The sequence below is a fragment of the Ewingella americana genome (assembly GCF_006438725.1).
Lineage (GTDB): Bacteria > Pseudomonadota > Gammaproteobacteria > Enterobacterales > Enterobacteriaceae > Ewingella > Ewingella americana_A.
The window spans coordinates 89,020-107,883 of the sequence record NZ_RCZD01000013.1 but is presented as its reverse complement, the minus strand read 5'-3'; the positions used below and the strand labels follow the sequence as shown (position 1 = coordinate 107,883).

The 18,864-nt window shown below is 55.5% G+C and carries 14 protein-coding genes and 1 pseudogene; 9 read left to right on the top strand and 6 right to left on the bottom strand.

Translation table 11 applies throughout. From position 1 onward, the window contains the following. Positions 1-34: 34 nt before the first annotated feature. The gene (locus EAH77_RS20580; protein ID WP_140474668.1) at positions 35-937 is read right to left on the bottom strand and encodes a LysR family transcriptional regulator; all 903 of its coding nucleotides are present in this window, start codon (positions 935-937) and stop codon (positions 35-37) included. A 115-nt stretch (positions 938-1,052) separates the two neighbouring features. Here EAH77_RS20580 and EAH77_RS20575 point away from each other — a divergent pair, with 115 nt between their 5' ends. From EAH77_RS20575 to EAH77_RS20560, 5 genes are all read left to right on the top strand, one after another. After that, positions 1,053-2,252, top strand: coding sequence for a serine hydrolase domain-containing protein (locus EAH77_RS20575; RefSeq protein WP_140474667.1), 1,200 nt, complete (start codon positions 1,053-1,055; stop codon positions 2,250-2,252). After that, on the top strand, positions 2,249-3,412 hold the full coding sequence (locus tag EAH77_RS20570) for an MFS transporter (protein ID WP_140474666.1): 1,164 nt from the start codon (positions 2,249-2,251) through the stop codon (positions 3,410-3,412). The genes EAH77_RS20575 and EAH77_RS20570 overlap by 4 nt, the downstream gene beginning before the upstream one ends. Before the next feature lie 224 nt (positions 3,413-3,636). Then, positions 3,637-3,774, top strand: a complete 138-nt coding sequence (locus tag EAH77_RS25180) for a hypothetical protein (RefSeq protein ID WP_161985835.1) — start codon at positions 3,637-3,639, stop codon at positions 3,772-3,774. A gap of 125 nt (positions 3,775-3,899) precedes the next feature. Then, entirely contained in the window at positions 3,900-4,865 is a 966-nt protein-coding gene (locus tag EAH77_RS20565) for a D-2-hydroxyacid dehydrogenase family protein (protein ID WP_140474665.1), read from the top strand. A gap of 234 nt (positions 4,866-5,099) precedes the next feature. Next, the gene (locus tag EAH77_RS20560) at positions 5,100-6,359 is read left to right on the top strand and encodes an MFS transporter (RefSeq protein ID WP_140474664.1); all 1,260 of its coding nucleotides are present in this window, start codon (positions 5,100-5,102) and stop codon (positions 6,357-6,359) included. Positions 6,360-6,448: 89 nt separating this feature from the next. Here EAH77_RS20560 and tmaR read toward each other — a convergent pair whose 3' ends face one another. Together tmaR and EAH77_RS20550 are read right to left on the bottom strand one after the other, a co-directional pair. Continuing rightward, a complete protein-coding gene (gene tmaR / locus EAH77_RS20555) occupies positions 6,449-6,781 on the bottom strand; it encodes a PTS system regulator TmaR (protein WP_140474663.1) in 333 nt (110 codons plus the stop codon). Positions 6,782-6,925: 144 nt separating this feature from the next. Then, positions 6,926-8,023, bottom strand: a complete 1,098-nt coding sequence (locus EAH77_RS20550) for an FUSC family protein (protein ID WP_140474662.1) — start codon at positions 8,021-8,023, stop codon at positions 6,926-6,928. A gap of 242 nt (positions 8,024-8,265) precedes the next feature. On the opposite strand from EAH77_RS20550, the gene sbcB reads away from it, so the two are divergent. Continuing rightward, positions 8,266-9,693: an exodeoxyribonuclease I gene (sbcB, locus tag EAH77_RS20545; RefSeq protein ID WP_140474661.1), complete on the top strand. Its 1,428-nt coding sequence runs from the start codon at positions 8,266-8,268 to the stop codon at positions 9,691-9,693. Positions 9,694-10,360: 667 nt separating this feature from the next. Here the strand turns inward: sbcB and EAH77_RS20540 are convergent. The 3 genes from EAH77_RS20540 to EAH77_RS20525 form a co-directional block, all read right to left on the bottom strand. After that, positions 10,361-11,740: an APC family permease gene (locus EAH77_RS20540; RefSeq protein WP_140474660.1), complete on the bottom strand. Its 1,380-nt coding sequence runs from the start codon at positions 11,738-11,740 to the stop codon at positions 10,361-10,363. 348 nt (positions 11,741-12,088) lie between these two features. Next, positions 12,089-13,387, bottom strand: coding sequence for a 4-aminobutyrate--2-oxoglutarate transaminase (gene gabT / locus EAH77_RS20530; protein ID WP_140474658.1), 1,299 nt, complete (start codon positions 13,385-13,387; stop codon positions 12,089-12,091). Positions 13,388-13,407: 20 nt separating this feature from the next. After that, entirely contained in the window at positions 13,408-14,841 is a 1,434-nt protein-coding gene (locus EAH77_RS20525; protein ID WP_241673503.1) for a glutamine synthetase family protein, read from the bottom strand. A gap of 322 nt (positions 14,842-15,163) precedes the next feature. Here EAH77_RS20525 and puuD point away from each other — a divergent pair, with 322 nt between their 5' ends. The 3 genes and pseudogenes from puuD to EAH77_RS20510 all read left to right on the top strand — a co-directional run bounded on the left by puuD (position 15,164) and on the right by EAH77_RS20510 (position 18,093). Further along, a complete protein-coding gene (gene puuD / locus EAH77_RS20520) occupies positions 15,164-15,976 on the top strand; it encodes a gamma-glutamyl-gamma-aminobutyrate hydrolase (RefSeq protein ID WP_140474657.1) in 813 nt (270 codons plus the stop codon). After that, a pseudogene (puuR, locus tag EAH77_RS20515) lies at positions 15,973-16,518 on the top strand (HTH-type transcriptional regulator PuuR); the annotation flags it as partial. The gene puuD and the pseudogene puuR, both read left to right, overlap by 4 nt. Before the next feature lie 258 nt (positions 16,519-16,776). Then, a complete protein-coding gene (locus tag EAH77_RS20510; RefSeq protein ID WP_140474655.1) occupies positions 16,777-18,093 on the top strand; it encodes an NAD(P)/FAD-dependent oxidoreductase in 1,317 nt (438 codons plus the stop codon). The last annotated feature ends 771 nt before the right edge of the window (positions 18,094-18,864 follow it).

Here is an 18,864-nt window from a genome sequence, read left to right as displayed (position 1 = left end):
TTGGGCAGTTCATATTAAGCAGGCTTGTTGCTGTTTAGCATTTATCATTACGTTCTTGCGGGACAGGAAACATATTCGCGCTCAGGAAATCGATAAACACCCGCAGTTTTGGCGTCATATAACGGTCAGAAGGCCAGACCACGTGCAGGCTAACTTTACGATGGACATAGTCGTCCAGCACAGTTTGCAGACTACCCGCCTGGAGAAGTTCACGGATGGAAAAATCCGGCAGACAGGCGATCCCGAGCCCCTTCAGAGCAAAGCAAACGCGGGTTTCGATGTTGTTACACACCATGGAAACGGGAATATCGCTGTCAGCACATTCACTCAGCGGCCAGCTTTCCAACTTCCCACTGGTGGGAAATCGATAATGCATGCACCGGTGTGCAGCTAAATCGCCGGGATGCTGCGGCTCCCCATAGCGCCGGAAATAATCACAAGAACCCACCAGTAGCATCTTAAAATCACCCAATTTTTTAGCCGAAAGCCGGGAATCGGTCAGTTCGCCGGTACGGACTACCGCGTCAAACCCCTCTTCCACCACATCAACCATCCGGTCGGTGAAATCCAGATCCAGCTCGATGTCAGGATACTGATGCATGAAGTCCCCCAACACGGGCAACACCAGCGAACTGACCAGCGGCAGGCTAACCCGCAACCGGCCACGTGGGATCTCTTTAATCTGTGAAAACTCCACCTCGGCAGCCTCAAGTTCGTTAAGGATGCGACGGCTGCGCTCAAGGAACATCATGCCCTCGGCGGTCAGGGTGATACTGCGGGTACTGCGGTGAAACAGTCTGACCCCTAGCCTGGCTTCCAGCCGCGCAATATTCTTACCGACTGCCGAGGCGGATATCCCGAGCAGGCGGCCTGCCAGAACAAAACTGCGGCTTTCTGCTACCTGCACAAACACGGTAAGAGTGCTGAGGTTCTCCATTAACGCTCCTATTGCGGACATCATTGTCCGCATACAAGAGAAATTTACCCTACTTTTTCCGCAGTGTGTAGTTCTCTATGGTGGCGACATCCCTCACCAAACAACAGGAATCGCCATGTCCACCGAGTTATCGCCAGTTGCAGTACGCTACGAATATTTGACTCATCTTCCGTCTCGCATTGATGCAGTGATCGATCAGGCCCTTTACGACCACCGCCTGGTGGGGACCGTCGTCATGGTTTCCCATCAGGGTACGCTCCGATATTGTCGGGCAGCCGGCTTGGCCGATCGGGAGTCCGCCCTGCCGATGGCGACTGATACGCTGTTTCGGCTGGCATCGGTCAGTAAACCCATTGTCTCGACGGCAGCGATGGTGCTGGTCGCGCAGGGAAAACTGGGCCTTGAGGATGATATCCGCCGCTGGCTACCGGATTTTGCCCCCCGCCTGCCACAGGGTGAAATGCCCCTTATCACCCTGCGTCATCTGCTCAGTCATACCGCCGGGCTGAGTTATCGTTTTTTAGAACCCGATCATCAAAGCCCTTATGCCCTGGCCGGAATATCAGACGGCATGGACAGCAGCACCCACTCTTTGCAGGAGAACCTGCGCAGGTTGGCAGGAGTCGAGTTGCTTTATGCGCCGGGAACATCGTGGAATTATTCTCTGGCGACGGATGTGGTCGGGGCGGTGATCGAAGCCGTCTGCCAGCAGCCTTTAGCCGACGTCGTCGCGCAACGGGTGACCGGGCCATTGGCAATGGCGGATACCGCATTTACCGCCGTCGATGTGGCCCGTCTAAGCCAGGCTTATGTGAGTGATACGCCAGCCCCGCATATTTTGCAGGAAGGGGAAATCGTTGCGCCATTTGAGGGAACGGTTGGCATTCCTTATTCCCCCGCCAGAGCCTTAGATCCTCAGGCTTTTGCGTCGGGTGGCGCGGGAATGGTGGGCAGTGCGGGTGATCTGATGCGGCTACTGGAAGTCCTGCGTCAGGGCGGTGCCCCGCTGCTGCCGGCAGATCTCGTCGCACAAATGGGCCGCGACCAAACCAATGGCCGGGACATTGCGCAGCTCCCCGCCTGCGGCTTCGGATTAGGCTTCTCCATTTTGCGTGACCCGCAGGCCATCGCCTCACCGGAATCCCCCGGCACCTGGCGCTGGGGAGGGGCTTATGGCCACTCATGGTTCGTCGATCCGACACAACAACTGAGCGTGGTGGCGTTGACCAATACGCTGTATGAAGGGATGTCCGGCCAGTTTGTCACTGACTTACGCGACGCGGTCTACGGCGTCACATCGGGCGTTGCAAAATGAAATCTCCCCTGCCGATTTCAGGATTATTGGCGCTCGCCATGACCGGTTTTATTGCCATCATGACCGAAACCTTGCCCGCCGGATTGTTGCCGCAGATTAGCCACGGTCTGAATATTTCACCGTCGTTTGCCGGGCAACTGGTGACATCATACGCGCTGGGATCACTGCTGGCGGCCATCCCGTTAACCGCCCTGACTCGCCGCTGGCGACGCCGTTCAGCCCTGTTGGCCGCCATCCTTGGGTTTCTGGCCTTCAATACGCTCACCGCACTCTCCTCAGACCTGATAGTGATCATGACAGCCCGTTTCATGGCCGGTGCGGCTGCCGGTCTGGCATGGGGATTATTAGCAGGTTATGCCCGGCGCATGGTCCCGCCGCAGTTACAGGGCCGAGCCATGGCGGTGGCCATGATCGGCGCGCCGGTCGCACTGGCTATTGGTCTGCCGCTCGGAACATGGCTCGGCGGCCAGCTCAACTGGCAGATGGTCTTTGGGCTGATGTCGCTGCTGACCGTTTTACTGGTGGGCTGGGTGATGCTGAAAGTGCCAGATTTCCCTGGGCAGTTGTCGCAGGAGGGCCAACCCGTGAGCAAAGTCTTGACCACCCCCGGCCTGCGCCCAATCCTGTTTGTCATTGTGGTCTGGGTGCTGGCGCACAATATTCTTTACACGTATATCACCCCCTTGCTTGCGCCTGCGGGTCTGACAGCTCAGGTCGATAGCGTTCTGCTGGTCTTTGGACTCAGTGCTCTCGGCGGCATCTGGCTCGTCGGCGTCGTGGTTGACCGCTGGCTGCGGCGCGCCGTGTTATTAAGTCTGGCCGGTTTTGCGCTGGCTGTCCTGGCATGGGGCGTGTCGGGCAGCTCTCCGCTGGTGGTTTATGCCAGCATGACGCTATGGGGGCTGACCTTTGGTGGCGCACCCGCATTGTTGCAAACCGCCTCGGCAGATGCGGCGGGCGTGGATGCCGATGTCGCCCAGTCGATGATTGTGGTGGCGTGGAATCTGGCTATCGCGGGCGGCGGTATTACCGGCGGTCTGCTGTTGCAGAATGTCGGCATCGGCGCATTTCCATGGACAGTACTTGCTCTGCTGATCACGGGCTTGTTCACCGTGTGGGGAGCCAGAACGCATGGTTTTACATCGGGGACCCGGGGGTGACGGCGGCAGCCCGTAGCACCTGAATCATTACCGGATCCCCGGTTCATGTCACGCGGCCTCTTTACAAAACCCGCTGACTTGTTTACTTAAGTAGTTAATTTTACTTTCTAAAAAGAGATATACCGCACCCTATCCCTGCCCGCAGACTGATAAAATTCAGACTCAACCATTAGTTTTCATAACCTAATGGCAACGTCACTCAACTTACTTAAAGGGAGTTTAAGGTGAACAAGATTCTGTCATTAGTCTCGTTGGTGATGATGATGTGTACCACCTTTCGGGTGTTTGCCGCGTGTCAGCATGATGACGATCAGCTCCCTGACGTCTCATGCTCTTTCGGTTCACACACCGGCGGGCAATAGATGCGGTTATATCGGGTGTTGTTATAAAGCCGCTCTGGTGATTCAGAGCGGCTTTTTGCTTTTGGAAATACGGGTGCTATAACTCACTCTCAGCCCAATCATCTCTTTCCAATAAGGAACCGCCCATGTCAGCCAAAATTCACTGTGCCATTCTCGATGATTACCAACATGTGGCATTGTCTTTTGCCGACTGGTCGCCGCTCAAAGAGCGAGTGGAAATGCAGGTTCTCAGCGAGCATATTGCGGATGAAACAGAACTGGCAGCGGCGATTATTGATGCAGAGATCGTGATTATCATGCGCGAACGCACCCCGTTCTCCGCCTCCCTGCTCGCCCGCCTGCCGAACCTCAAACTGCTGATCACCTCCGGCATGCGCAATGCTTCCATTGATATGGCTGCGGCCAAATCTCGCGGTGTCACGGTGTGCGGAACCGGCAGCGGCGGCAGTGCGCCGGTGGAAATGACCTGGGCGCTGATCCTCGGGCTGGCACGGCATCTGGTGGAAGAAAACAACGCGCTGCGCCATAACGGCCCGTGGCAAAATACGGTCGGTTTTGGTCTGAGCGGTAAACGTCTGGGGTTGATCGGGCTTGGGAAAATTGGGCAGAAGATGGCGGTGATCGCCCAGGCCTTCGGTATGCATGTCGTGGCCTGGAGCCAGAACCTGACCGCCGAACGTGCGGCTGAATGCGGTGTTGATTTTGCTGCCAGCAAAGAGGCGCTGTTAGCCACCAGCGATGTTGTGTCAATTCATCTGGTGCTCAGTGAGCGCACCCGAGGGCTGCTGGATGCAGCCGACTTAGCACTCATGAAACCCTCAGGACTGTTGATTAACACCTCGCGCGCAGCGATTGTCGATCAACCCGCGCTGATTGCCGCTCTCAAGGCCTGCAAAATAGGCGGTGCAGGTCTGGATGTATTTGACGTTGAACCCCTGCCCGCCAACCACCCGCTGCGCACCCTGCCTAATGTACTGGCGACACCGCATCTGGGATACGTTGCCGACGGTAATTATCAGACCTATTTCACCGAGGCCGTGGACGATATTGAGGCATTTTTGGCCGGAGAACCGGTGCGGGTGCTGAGTTAACTCAAATGCTGTAATACCGAATCCTTCCTATCATTTTGCCTGATGGCCACAAGGTGAAACATCCCCGCGTAATTTGCATGACTGAGAGGGTATCCGCCCTCGTTTTTTCATGCTAAAAGTTTCTCCTTGTATAATTAACCCACTATTAATAACCCTAATAAGCTTCCGGCTAACCATGGAATTTCCCCTTATCCACACGGCCAGAACAAGAATAGTGATCATCAGGAATGTGTTATGCCCCCTACCGGCGTTACCTCAGATTCATTATTGCAACACCGCTCTTTTGTCGCTTTTTGGGTAGCCAGAGCCGGGTCAAGCTTTGGTTTTCAGATGCTGTCCATCGTAGTGAGTTGGCAGATTTATTCGATCACCGGCCGCGCGTTAGATCTCGGGTTGATCGGTCTGGCGCAGTTTCTGCCTTCGGTAACGCTGGCGCTGTTCGCAGGGCATATGGCGGATCAGTTTGACCGTCGACGCATGGTGCTGTGGGGTCAAATTGCCGAATGGCTGGCGATTGTCGCTTTAGGCGTGCTGACATTCACTCACCACGTGAATGAGCTGACTATTCTCGGGCTGGTGTTTGTGATCGCCATTGCCAAAGCAATGGAAGCGCCGTCGATGCAGTCGATGCTGCCCGCACTGGTGCCACCGCACCTGCTGGCCCGCGCTATGGCAGCCAACGCGGTATCGGGTCAGGCGGCGGCGATGGTCGGCCCGGCCATCGGTGGATTGTTATATATTGCAGGCTCAGGCGTGGTTTATCTTGCCTGCGGACTGCTCTATTTTCTGTCGATTGTAATGGTCAGCCGCTTGCAGTACGAACAGGCGCCGCCGCAGCGCGTGCCGGCCACTTTCTCGACGTTGTTCGCCGGAATTCGTTTTATCCGTAACCGGCCAGACGTGCTGGGCGTGATCTCGCTGGACCTGTTTGCCGTGCTGTTGGGGGGAGCTACCGCCCTGCTGCCCATTTTCGCCAAGGACATTTTGCACACGGGTCCGTGGGGATTGGGCCTGCTGCGCGGCGCACCTGCCGTCGGCGGATTGCTGGTCGGGTTCTGGCTTAGTCGACGCGCATTGACCCGCAATGTGGGGATGATCATGTTCGCGGCCGTGGCCGGTTTTGGTGCAGCAACGCTGGTTTTTGCGCTCTCCACCACGTTGTGGTTGTCGATGATTGCGCTCTTTTTCCTCGGCGGTTTCGACATGGTGAGCATGGTGATCCGCGGTGCGCTGGTTCAGCTCGATACCCCCGATGAGATGCGTGGGCGCGTCAGTGCGGTCAACTCAATCTTTATCAACACGTCGAATCAGCTGGGTGAATTTGAATCAGGTTTACTTGCGGCGTGGATGGGAGCGGTGCCTGCTGCGGCGATAGGCGGGATCGGGACGTTGATCGTGGTGGGCCTGTGGATGGCATGGTTCCCGAATTTGCGTCGCCGCCAGCGGCTGGAAAATGAACCTTCAATTCAGGAAGGGAAAGTGCAGACAGTCTAGCCTTCAGATGATCCCTCACAAAAGCAAAAGGCCCCATCACATCCGTGACGGGGCCTTTTTAATACGAATCACTGTCTGAAAAACGACGCTTATTTGCTTTCGTTGGCTTTGATTTCGCCCATCGCTTTCAGCTTTTTCGACATTTCACGGCGTTCTTTAGACAAGTCAGCATTGCGGATGATGTAATCATCAACGCGGTCTTCATAGTCGCCACGCATGCTGGCAATGATGGCCTGAATTTCGTCAACACTCATACCTTGTTTGATGTAATCACCCAGGTTGTCGAGCAGCAGAACGCGTTTCTGGTTGTCGCGGATTTTCTTTTCGTTGTCGGCAATTTCGCGTTGCAGTTTGTTTTTGCGGCGGAAAACTCGTACAAACTCCAGAACGTCATGGAAGCTCGGCTTGTTGATATTGTCCATTTTAACACCTTCGATTAAGTTACACAGATTCAGTGACTGACAGCCCGGAACGTTGGTTACAGCGTAGCAGGAAATTCCTGCGCGTTCAGAACGAAAGTCCAATTCGCTTATCTTACCCGTTTTAGCGGGCAGACAAAAATTCCTTCACGCTTTCGGCACCGCACTGACCCCATTTAGCGCCTCTTCTTTGCGCATGGTCATGGTGATCAGGTCACCCAATGACTTGAGTTGCTCGGCCACCTGCATGCTCAGCCAGACATAACCATAAATAGGCGCTTCCAGATGCTGGCTGGTGTTCATCTCTTGCATCAGCTGTTTCAGCTCCTCGGCGGATTCATTGAGCTGATGATTCAGCGCCGACTCATCCTCTCTGGTACCGTTTAGCAGCATATCGCTTAATTGCTCGAGGGAATTGAGCATCAGCAACTGGGCACTGCGCAGCGTGCGGGCATTGAGCAGGAGATAGTGGCTTTCGCGTGAACTCCAATAAGCATCAGCCAATAACTCCAGCGTACACAACAGGTTGCGGCTGAGGGTTTGGATCGCGTCGAACACTTCGCGGGGAATATGGGACTCTTTGCTGGCCGGCGCGAACAGCGCGCGCATCTTCACCATTTGGGTCATGGCGGTTTTCAGCTTGCCCTGCAAATGCGGGCGTTCGAGCATGTTCGGCGACAGCCAGGCGCTGTAGAGCTTATTGAGCGACATCAGGTAGTCGGCCATCTGCATCCGCCAGTGAATAAAGGCGCGCTGCGGATAAATACTGGCAAAGAACAGTGCCAGCAGCGAGCCAAACACCACATCGCCCGAACGCCACAGCGCCGTCGTCATATCGCCCGGCCCGGCTCCGCACACCACCGCCAGCGTCACGCCGATCAGCAGTGCCATATAGGGCCGCTTTCCGAGTGTCAGATAGCCGCTGGCGAACATCACAATGCCGCACCACGCCAGCATCAGCGGAAAAGAATAGAGCTCCAGCCACAGCGCAATCAACCCAGATACCGAACCAAACACCGTTCCGGCGATACGCTCAGAGACGCGCTGTAAAACATTGCCCCAAAATGAAATCGGCCCCATCACCACCACCAAAGTGATGAGAGGCCAGGTGCCTTCGGGGATTGCTGTCAGGCGTACGATCAAAAAAGTGAGGATGAATGCCAGCGCAATACGCAGCGCATGGGTGATGCGGTAATGGCTGTAAATCACGTTGTCGAGCGGCGAGATTTTCTTGTCAAGACGCATGCATGCGATACCCATGAAGTGGCAGAAGAATCAAAGGCAGCTAGTTTAGCCGAGTTGTCAGAGAGGATCACCGTGGTTTTAGTGGGGTTTAGTCAAACTTTAGGTGAATAATGTGTGGTTTTCCAGGACAGGCCGCAGGTCGACAGATTTCCTCATGACATCTTACCGCTGAATGTTATCCTTACCGGCTGTTCGCTATGCCATATCATTACAACCAGCCGCGATTAAGGGTCAATTCCGCAATGTCAGACAAGCCGCAAAAAACTTTCTACTTCCATGACTACGAGACTTTCGGCAAGAACCCGGCGCTGGACCGCCCTGCGCAGTTCGCCGGTGTACGCACCGACCAGGATTTCAACATCATCGAAGAGCCGTTGGTGATCTATTGCCGCCCGTCTGACGACTATCTGCCTGAACCCGAAGCGGTGATGATCACCGGGATCACACCACAGCTGGCGCTGGAGAAAGGGCTGAGCGAAGCGGAGTTCAGCGCGCAAATCCACAAAGCGTTCAGCGTGCCGGGAACCTGTATTGTCGGCTACAACAATATTCGTTTTGATGATGAAGTCAGCCGCAATATTTTTTACCGTAACTTCTACGATCCTTACGCCTACAGCTGGCAATACGGCAATTCCCGCTGGGATCTGCTGGATGTGATGCGTGCCTGTTACGCCCTGCGCCCGGACGGCATCAACTGGCCGGAAAACGATGACGGCTTCCCGAGCTTTCGCCTTGAACATCTGACCAAAGCCAACGGCATCGAACACGAAAATGCCCATGACGCGATGGCCGACGTTTACGCCACCATCGCCATGGCCAGGCTGGTGAAACAGGCGCAGCCGCGTCTGTTCGACTTCCTGCTTGAGCACCGTAATAAGCATAAAATCAACGCACTGATCGACATTCCTGCCATGACGCCGCTGGTGCATGTGTCCGGCATGTTTGGCGCAGCACGCGGCAACACCGCCTGGGTAGCGCCGCTGGCGTGGCACCCTGAGAACAAAAATGCGGTGATTGTTTGTGATTTGGGCGGTGACATGACGCCCCTGCTTGAACTTGATGCCGAACAGATGCGCGAACGGCTGTACACCCGCCGCGATGCGCTCGAGCCGGGTCAGTCGCCGCTGCCCATTAAACTGCTGCACATTAATAAGTGCCCGGTGCTGGCCCCGGCGAAAACGCTGCTGCCGGAAAACGCCGAACGTCTGGGTATCGATCGTGAGCGCTGCCTGCAAAACTTGCAGCTGCTGCGCCAGAATTCTCAGGTGCGGGAAAAAGTGGTGGCGCTGTATGCCGACGCCGAGCCGTTCAAAGGCTCCGACGACGTCGATGCCCGCCTGTACGACGGATTTTTCAGCGACGCCGATCGCGCCGCGATGCGTATCATTCTGGAAACCAAACCCGAGAATCTGCCCGCGCTGGATCTGACCTTCAACGATTCCCGCATCGAAACGCTGCTGTTCCGCTACCGCGCCCGCAATTTCCCCGCCACCCTGACCGACGCCGAACAGCGCCGCTGGCGTGAACACCGCCAGGAAAAACTCAACGCCGAACGGGTACAGGACTACATTTTGCAGCTCGAATCGCTGTACAACCTGTACGAGGAGGATGCCGAGAAGACGGCGCTTCTTAAGGCGCTATTCGACTACGGGAAGAGGCTGGTGGCGTAAGCATGGCTTTCGCTTTTAAATCTTTAAATTCAAATTCAAGATCGTGGGCGTCGGCCCACACCGACCAAAGGGCGGCCAATCGCCGCCGCCCTTTGGAATCCCGGGCTTTTTTAAAAACAGCAGCTGCGCTGGTCACAATGGCCGCATTTCAGTCACCGCGGTTATAACCGCAAAATCCCGCCGCGTTGCGGTCCCCTCCGTTCGGGTTACAACCCGCGCAAAAAGACGCGCGGTTTTCCACCTCTCCTCCGGCGGCATTTTTGAATGCGGCCTCGACATTTTAAAGGTCAATACCACGTAGGTTTTGATTTTGAATTTAAAAAAGCTTCGGCCGTGTTCAAAATGTCACCGGCAAGTCGGTGGAGAGACAACATCTTTACCGTTGGCTCGAACCCGCAGCCGGGAAGCCCGGCAGGGCTGACATTTTACGGCTATCGCTGTGGCACCTGAAACACGGCCATTGTGACCTGCGCAGCTGCTGTTGTTTATAGCGCTGGGGTCTCGGGGGGACGCGCGCGGCCCCCTGAGCCGGTGTGGGCCGGCGCCCACGACCTTGAATTTGAATTTGAATTTGAATTTGAATTTAAAGTGATAGTTTGAAACCAAAACCGTTTCCTGCTCTTTCCAAAGAGCAAAAAAAAAGGACCCTTGCGGGTCCCTCACATTTTTATGCCTCTGGCATGATCTCGCCACTCATCTGCGGCGGCTTCTGCCGGAACAGATTGGTGATGAAGGCCAGATAGCACAGGCCAATCGAGCCCCAGACCAGGCCGAGCGTCATTGAGCTGACTTCAAGATTCAGCCACAGTGCGCCAACGGTCAGTGCACCAATCACCGGCAGAACCAGATAGTTGATGTGATCCTTGACGGTCTTATTGCGCTTCTCGCGGATATAGAACTGCGAAATAACCGACAGGTTAACGAAGGTAAAGGCCACCAGCGCACCGAAGTTAATCAGCGCCGTTGCGGTCACCAAATCAAAGGTCACGGCGGACATCGCAACCACACCCACTAACACCACGTTGAAGGTCGGGGTACGCCATTTTGGGTGCACATAACCGAAAATTTTCTCCGGGAATACGCCGTCACGGCCCATCACATACAGCAGGCGGGAAACGCCCGCGTGTGCCGCCATGCCAGATGCCAGAACGGTCACGCAGCTAAAGCACAGGATCACGGACTGGAAGAATTTACCGGCCACGTAAAGCATGATTTCTGGCTGTGACGCGTCCGGGTTATGGAAACGCGAGATGTCCGGGAAATAGAGCTGCAGGAAGTACGACACCACCACGAAAATCACACCGCCAATCAGCGCGGTCAGGAAAATCGCTTTCGGAATCACTTTACCGGCGTTCGGCGTCTCTTCAGACAGTGAGCTGATACCGTCGAAGCCCAGGAATGAGAAGCACAGGATGGTCGCCCCGGTGATCATCGGCACGACGTGCGCATTTTCACTGAAGAACGGTTTGGTGCTGGTCAGCGTACCTGCGCCTTCACCCATATACACACCATGGATCAGCAGCCCCATGAACACCACCATAATGGCCACCTGAACCACCACGATGATGCTGTTGAGGTTAGCGACCACCTTGATGCCACGCAGGTTAAACGCGGTCATCAGCGCCACCAGCGCGGTGACAAATATCCACGACGGCACGCCCGGGAAGATAGCTTCCAGGTAGATTTTTGCCAACAGGATGTTGATCATCGGCATGAACAGGTAGTCCAGCAGGGATGACCAGCCGACCATAAAGCCCACGTGCGGGCTGATGGCTTTCTGCGCATAGGTGTAAGCAGAACCGGCAGACGGGAAGCGTTTCACCAGTTTGCCATAGCTCACGGCGGTAAACAGTACGGCCACCAGCGCGAAGATATACGCGGTGGCAACGTGACCGTCGGTGAGACCAGACACAATACCGAAGGTATCGAAAATGGTCATCGGTTGCAGATAGGCCAGGCCCATCATCACAACCTGAACCAGAGTCAGGGTTTTACGCAGCTGTACGCGATTGGTGGCCGCAGCGGCAGTTGAGACATTAACAGACATGGCTCAGTCCTCCCTGATTTGCAAGCACCGGGTGCGTAAACACCTCCGTGCGCAAAGTACAGGGCTGACTTCGTGTTGGATAACCAGGAAACGGGGGATTGATCTTTACATCGCTGAACACGGACATAAAGGCTGAGCGCAGTTTGCCGCAGCTGATAAAGATACCGGCGGGCACCGGTACAGGTTTAAAATATTGCCCCATGATACATTTCCTCATAGTGGCGACCGTTTATTGATTGGGGGTCGCACACGAACCTGGTTATCTATCCGGATCTGGGTCCGGCCTCTGTTGAATTAGTTTGCATACCGTACAATGCAAAAAAAATAACCGGCGCCTTAAAGCGTCGGTTATTCTGCATGAGGCGCATTTTGCACTAACTCGAGGGCTGATGACAAGATTTTGAGGCCTTCAGTGACAATTTCTTTCTCTGCGGTGAGCGGGATCAATAAACGCACCACATTTGCACGCACGCCACAGGATAATAATACCAACCCCATTTTCCCCGCCTGCTGCACTAATGCCTGGGTCAGGGCCTTGTCCGGCTGGTTGGCATCACCGTGTTTAACCAACTCCATGGCCACCATCGCTCCCACACCGCGAATGTCACCGATACAGGCGTGATGCTCTGCCATTGCGTGCAATGCTCTGAACAGCTGCTGCCCCAAACGCTGGGCCTTTTCGTTGAGCTGTTCGTCGTCAATGAGCCGGGTCACCGCCAGTGCGGCGGCAATGGCCACCGGGGATCCGGCGTAAGTACCACCCAGCCCGCCCGGTCGGGCTTTCTCCATCAAACGTTTACGCCCGACTACCGCCGAGAGCGGAAAGCCCCCCGCCAGACTTTTCGCCATCGTCACCAAATCCGGCTCCACGCCGCTGTGCTCAATGGCAAAGGTTTTACCGGTGCGGCAGAACCCGCTTTGAATTTCATCGGCGATAAACACAATGCCGTGCTGGTCGCAAATCTCCCGCAATTTTTGCAGGAAACCGGCGGATGCGGCATAGAAACCGCCCTCACCCTGCACCGGTTCGATGATGATCGCCGCCACGTCATCCGGAGAGATATCGGCAGCAAAAATATCCTCGATGGCTTGCAGAGATTGCTCATCGCTCACGCCGTGATAGGCGTTGGGGTAAGGCGCGTGAAAAATACCGCCGGGGAATGGGCCATAACCCTGCTTGTACGGCACCATTTTGCCGGTCAGCGCCATGCCTAATAACGTGCGCCCGTGGAATCCGCCGCGAAAGGCGATCACCCCGCTGCGCCCGGTGGCAATACGCGCCACTTTAATGGCGTTTTCCACCGCTTCCGCGCCGGTGGTCATCAGCAGGGTTTGCGTCGGTGCACTGATCGGCACCAACGCATTGAGCCTTTCGGCCAGTTCGACATATTCCGGGTAGGGCGTGACCTGAAAACAGGGATGGGTAAAGCGGGTCAATTGCTCCAAGACGGCGGCAATGACTTTCGGATGATTATGGCCGGTGTTAAGCACCGCAATGCCGGAGGCGAAGTCGATATAGCGCTTGCCTTCGACATCCCACAGTTCGGCATTCAGTGCTTTGTGGATATACACCTGTAATGAATTGCCGACACCTCCTGTGACGGCATGTTCACGACGTTGTTGCCAGTGCAGATTAGTTTGACTCATCGGCGCCTCTCCCCGCCCGATCAGGCGTTACGCAGCATCCAGTCGATTTCAGTTTCGGTAACGCGCCGCTCGAACTGCAACAGCTCGCCCGATTTACAGGCGTGGTAAACCCGTGAGAAACGATCGCCAAGGTATTTTTTCAACGCCGGTTGCTGGTCGAACTCCATCAGTGCATCGCTCTGGCGGATCGGCAGCGGGATCCCTTCCTGCTCCAGCCCATTACCGGTAACCGGTTCAGGCAGCGGCAGATCGTTGTCGAGGCCATACAGCATCCCGGCCAGTACGCTGGCGACCACCAGATATGGGTTAGCATCAGCGCCCGCCAGGCGGTATTCCACGCGGTGATCGGCGGTTCCACTGCACGGTACACGCAGCGCCACAGTGCGGTTGTTGTGCCCCCAAGAGGCTTGCGTCGCCACATACATCCCCGGCTGGAAGCGGCGGAAGGCATTGACGTTCGGTGCCAGCACCGCCATTGAGGCGGGCATCAGGGCGAGCATCCCGGCCAGCGCACGTTTCATCAGCGCGGAATCTTCTCCTTCGCCGTCGGCCAGCAGATTCTTTCCATTGTCATCAAGTACGCTCAGATGGATGTGCATACCGCTGCCCGCGTGTTCGTCATACGGCTTAGCCATGAAGGTGGCGTCCATATCATGATTTTCCGCCACCAGACGCACCAGCCTTTTCAGGGCCAGCGCGTGATCACAGGCGCGCAAAACATTGTCGCTGTGGTGCAAGTTGATTTCGAACTGGCCGGGCGAAGACTCGGCGACTGCGCCGTCAGCCGGTAAACCCTGAATATGGGCCAGGCGGTCAATATCGCTGAGAACGTCGGCGAAATGGTCGAGATTATCCACCGAATAGCATTGAGTCTGGATATTACGCTCGTTGGTCCCTGGGGTGCATGGCGGCTGAATATAACCTTCGGCATCTCGCTGCCTGTCGAGCAGATAGAACTCCAACTCTACCGCTACCACCGGGAATAATCCCCGCTGGCGCAATGTTTGCCACAAATGATTCAGCACATTGCGGGGTTCAACGTCAAAGGGAGTGCCATCTTCGTCAAGCATGGTCAACAGCAACTGGCCGATGTGTTCGGGGTCAGATGCAGATGGCGCAAGCGTGCCGGGGACGGGTAAACAGATGCGGTCGGGCTCGCCTAATTCCTGGCCTAAACCGGCCTCTTCCACCACGTTGCCAAGAATATCCATGGCGAACACAGAGGCAGGGAAGTAGCAGCCTTTTTCAATTTTTCTAAGCGCTGTAACGGGGATGCGTTTGCCGCGGAAACTGCCGTTTAAATCTGTGAGGAGGACATCGATATGAAGTGTGAGGGGTTGACGCTCCAGGTATTGAGTAACTTCATCCTGGAACGCGCTGCTTCGCTTCTCTTCGCCGTGTGCAGCGAAGTCTTCAACTTCGGAACTGTTTGATTCAAGCATGATCGATTGCATAGGATTTCCACCGTTTGCCTTTTTGGCGACTCTGGCACCACCATGATGCCCCGCCGTTTAGAACGTTCTGTTTCTATCAACGCACTTTCTTTCAACACTTCATCTATTGATGGAACACCTCACATGATGTTCAAACATTAGTCTCATCAATAACCCTAGACTCATCGGAATTGTTTTGCAACCGCAACAGTTTCGTTACAAACCGGTTTGAAAAAGCCCCCTTCCGCTGCTAGTTTTAGAAGAGTAACGTCAACTAAATTGAACGGCGAAAGCGACAAGGCGCGGCATTTCAACCCTTCAAACAACTCAACGAGGCGGTAACATGGGCAATATATTTTCCACGGCGCAAGCCAGAAAAGAAACGAGCTTCAGACCGATCATTGGGGTAGTGATGTGTGAGAACTCTATCGACGAGAATCCGGCACTCACGGTGCATGAGAAGTATCTCGACGCCATCTTCAACGCCAATGCTTTACCCGTCTGTCTTCCCCACGAACTGGCTTCTCGTGAAGGGGCGATCGACGAGGTTCTGTCACGCCTCGACGGCATCTTCCTGACGGGCAGCCCGAGCAATATCGAACCCCATTTATATGGCGAAGACGGCATTGAACCCCTTGCCGATCCGGGTCGCGACAAACTCAGCATGGCATTAATCCGTGCCACGCTGGATCAGCGGATCCCGCTTTTCGCCGCCTGCCGGGGGATGCAGGAGCTGATCGTCGCCACCGGCGGCAGTTTGTACCGCAAAGTACAAGAGCAGCCGGGCTATATGGATCACCGGGAAGATACCTCCCTGCCGCATGACGAACAGTATAATTTAGTGCATCCGGTGCAGATCGAACCAGGCGGTCTGCTGGCGGAATTGCTGCCCGACTATCAACAGTTTCAGGTCAATTCGCTGCATGGTCAGGGGGCCAAACGTCTGGGCGCAGAGCTGACCATCGAAGCCCGCGCGCCGGATAATCTGGTGGAAGCCGTCAGCGTGCGTAATCATCCCTTTGCCCTCGGCGTGCAGTGGCACCCGGAGTGGCACAGCCTGACCGATGCAGTTTCACGCCAGCTGTTTGAATCCTTTGTGGATGCCTGTCGTAAAAATCATCACGGCATCCGTGGGCGCGGAGAACTCGCTGTATGAGCGAAGTCAGTCTGGCGCCCGGTCGCCGGCTTTCCGCCATCCGCCAGCATCTCGGTCTGTCCCAGCGCAAAGTCGCTGAGCTGTCTGGCCTGACGCACAGCGCCATCAGCACTATCGAACAAGATAAGGTCAGCCCGGCGGTCAGTACGCTACAAAAATTATTGCGGGTGTACGGGCTGTCGCTGTCGGAATTTTTCGCCGAAGAGAACAACAGTGATACGCCGCGCGTGGTGATCAATTCGGCAGATTTAATCGAGATTGGCAGCCGCGGTGTCTCCATGAAAATGGTGCATAACGGCACGCCTTCACACGCGGTCGTCATGCTGCTCGAAACCTACCAGCCCGGCAGCACGACAGGCGATAAATTTAAGCATCAGGGTGAGGAGGTTGGCACTCTGCTCGAAGGTGAGATTGTGCTCACGGTTGGAGGTCAGAGTTACCCGCTGCGGGCGGGACAGAGTTACACCATTAATACGGCTATTACGCACAGTTTTAGCAATATTTCGACGCGTATTTGCCGAATAGTCAGCGCACATACCCCTGTACCCAAAATAGTTCGAGGGGCATCGAGGCGGCAAGAGAAAGACAAATTGGCCATAGCCGGTTTGAACGGCGCTAGCGCCGGCCCGAAGGGTGAGCCTCAGAAATGAGGCTCATAATCCCGATGAGCTGAGTAAATTAAGTGATCCGGGTGAGTGAGCACCGCCGACAAAGATGCAGCTTGAAGTATGACGGATAAAATACCTTCTAGTTGTCGCCGGTCTGGGCCGGACAACGGGAACCGAAAGAAGGATAAAAACATGAGTGGATCGATCCGAAGTCTGCCCGCGGTTGACGGTTCCGCGCACGTCGACAGCTATTACGCCAGCAATGCCAATGACCACCAACCCTGGCCGGAACTGACCGACAATATTCAGTGCGATGTCTGCATTGTCGGCGCAGGTTTTACCGGTCTCTCTTCTGCTCTGTTCCTTACTGAAGCCGGTTACGATGTGGTGGTGCTTGAATCCGCCCGCGTCGGCTGGGGCGCCAGTGGCCGCAACGGCGGCCAGGTGGTTAACTCCTACAGCCGGGATATTGACGTCATCGAAGACCGCTACGGACGCCAGACCGCCGATATGCTTGGCAGCATGATGTTCGAAGGGGCCAATATCATCCGCCAGCGCATCGACCAGTACGCCATCGACTGCGATTACCGTCCTGGCTGTATTTTCGCCGCCCTCAGCCGTAAACAGTTCAATCAATTGCGTCAGCAGCAAACACTGTGGAACCGCTACGGCCATACCGAATTAACCCTACTCGACGAAAGCGGTATCCGCCGCGAAATTGCCACCGAACGCTATGTTGGCGGGCTGCTGGATAAAAACGGCGGGCACATTCACCCGCTCAATCTGGCACTCGGTGAGGCCGAAGCGATACGCCGTCACGGCGGACGCATCTTTGAGCGCTCCGCTGTCACCCACATCGACTACGGCGACCCGGCACGGGTGCATACCGCCACCGGCAGCGTAAAAGCCAAATACGTCATACTCGCGGGCAATGCTTATCTCAGCCATGCCCTGGCTCCGCGTCTGAGCCGCCTGAGCATGCCGTGCGGCTCGCAGATCGTCACCACCGAACCGCTGTCAGAGGACATGGCGCTGTCACTGCTGCCTAATAATTACTGCGTCGAGGACTGCAATTACCTGCTGGATTATTTCCGCATCACTGCCGACAACCGGCTGCTGTACGGCGGCGGCGTCACCTATGGTGGCAAAAAACCGCCGAGCATCGACGCCATTATCCTGCCGAAGCTCTACCGCACCTTCCCGCAGCTCAAAGGCGTACAGATTGACTACCGCTGGAGTGGTAATTTCCTGCTGACGCTCTCGCGTATGCCGCAGTTCGGCAGGCTCGAAAACAATATTTATTACATGCAGGGTGACAGCGGACACGGCGTCACCCTCACCCATCTGGCTGGCAAGCTCATCACCGAAATGCTGCGCGGCGACGCCGAACGTTTCGACGCCTTCGCCAAACTCCCCCACATGCCGTTCTTCGGCGGGAGGAACCTGCAGGTTCCTTTCACCATGCTGGGGGCAGCCTATTATTCCCTCAGGGATCGGTTAGGGGTTTGAACCCCTAATGACCCCCCTTTCAATTTCAACTTCAAATTCAAGGTCGTGGGCGTCGGCCCACACCGACCAAGGGAGACGCGCGCGCCTCCCTTGGAACCCTGCGCTAATAACTCCGCAGCTACGCTTGTCACAATGGCCGTGTTTCATGTACTTCCGTTATAGCCGCAAACTCCGCCGCTGCGCGGTCCTCTCTGTTCGGGCTTCAACCCGCGTAAAAAACCACGCGGTTTTGCGCCTCTCCCTCGACGTCGTTTTGAACGCGGCCTGAGCTTTTCTAAAGTCAAAACCGACACAGTGTTTATCTTTAAAAATGCCGAGGCCGCATTCAAAAATGGCGCTGAGCAAGCGGTTCGAGACCTTAGGCTCGAAACCCGCAGCGAAGGCACCGCCTAAGCGGCGACATTTTGCGGCTGTCACTGAGATACCTGAAACACGGCCATTCCGATTCAGCGATAGCGCGCAGTTAAAAAAACGCAGGATTCCAAAGGAGGTTCGTTTAAACCTCCTTTGGGCCCGTGTGGGCGGCGAGCCCACGGTCTTGACCTTGAAGTTGAATTTGAAGATTTTAAAGCCAGTTTGAGCGGCCGCTCAAAGCCCCCTGAACATGGCTCAATGTTCAATACATTCCTATTGCCACTTTCTCGCTATCCATAGCAATAATCCTTCGTTTATATCCTTTTTAAAAAGGTTTGATATAGAACCACCACTTTAGTTCTAAAGCCATTACGGCAGACTTCAGTGACGTTCACTTGCCGATAAGAAAAAGGATAC

Bases quoted from the DNA above. Each gene is read 5' to 3' on its own strand.
- EAH77_RS20580 (WP_140474668.1), bottom strand. From the start codon at position 937: ATGGAGAACCTCAGCACTCTTACCGTGTTTGTGCAGGTAGCAGAAAGC.
- EAH77_RS20525 (WP_241673503.1), bottom strand. From the start codon at position 14,841: ATGCAATCGATCATGCTTGAATCAAACAGTTCCGAAGTTGAAGACTTC.
- EAH77_RS20570 (WP_140474666.1), top strand. From the start codon at position 2,249: ATGAAATCTCCCCTGCCGATTTCAGGATTATTGGCGCTCGCCATGACC.
- EAH77_RS20540 (WP_140474660.1), bottom strand. From the start codon at position 11,740: ATGTCTGTTAATGTCTCAACTGCCGCTGCGGCCACCAATCGCGTACAG.
- EAH77_RS20565 (WP_140474665.1), top strand. From the start codon at position 3,900: ATGTCAGCCAAAATTCACTGTGCCATTCTCGATGATTACCAACATGTG.
- EAH77_RS20575 (WP_140474667.1), top strand. From the start codon at position 1,053: ATGTCCACCGAGTTATCGCCAGTTGCAGTACGCTACGAATATTTGACT.
- EAH77_RS20510 (WP_140474655.1), top strand. From the start codon at position 16,777: ATGAGTGGATCGATCCGAAGTCTGCCCGCGGTTGACGGTTCCGCGCAC.
- EAH77_RS20560 (WP_140474664.1), top strand. From the start codon at position 5,100: ATGCCCCCTACCGGCGTTACCTCAGATTCATTATTGCAACACCGCTCT.
- EAH77_RS20550 (WP_140474662.1), bottom strand. From the start codon at position 8,023: ATGCGTCTTGACAAGAAAATCTCGCCGCTCGACAACGTGATTTACAGC.
- sbcB (WP_140474661.1), top strand. From the start codon at position 8,266: ATGTCAGACAAGCCGCAAAAAACTTTCTACTTCCATGACTACGAGACT.
- gabT (WP_140474658.1), bottom strand. From the start codon at position 13,387: ATGAGTCAAACTAATCTGCACTGGCAACAACGTCGTGAACATGCCGTC.
- tmaR (WP_140474663.1), bottom strand. From the start codon at position 6,781: ATGGACAATATCAACAAGCCGAGCTTCCATGACGTTCTGGAGTTTGTA.
- puuD (WP_140474657.1), top strand. From the start codon at position 15,164: ATGGGCAATATATTTTCCACGGCGCAAGCCAGAAAAGAAACGAGCTTC.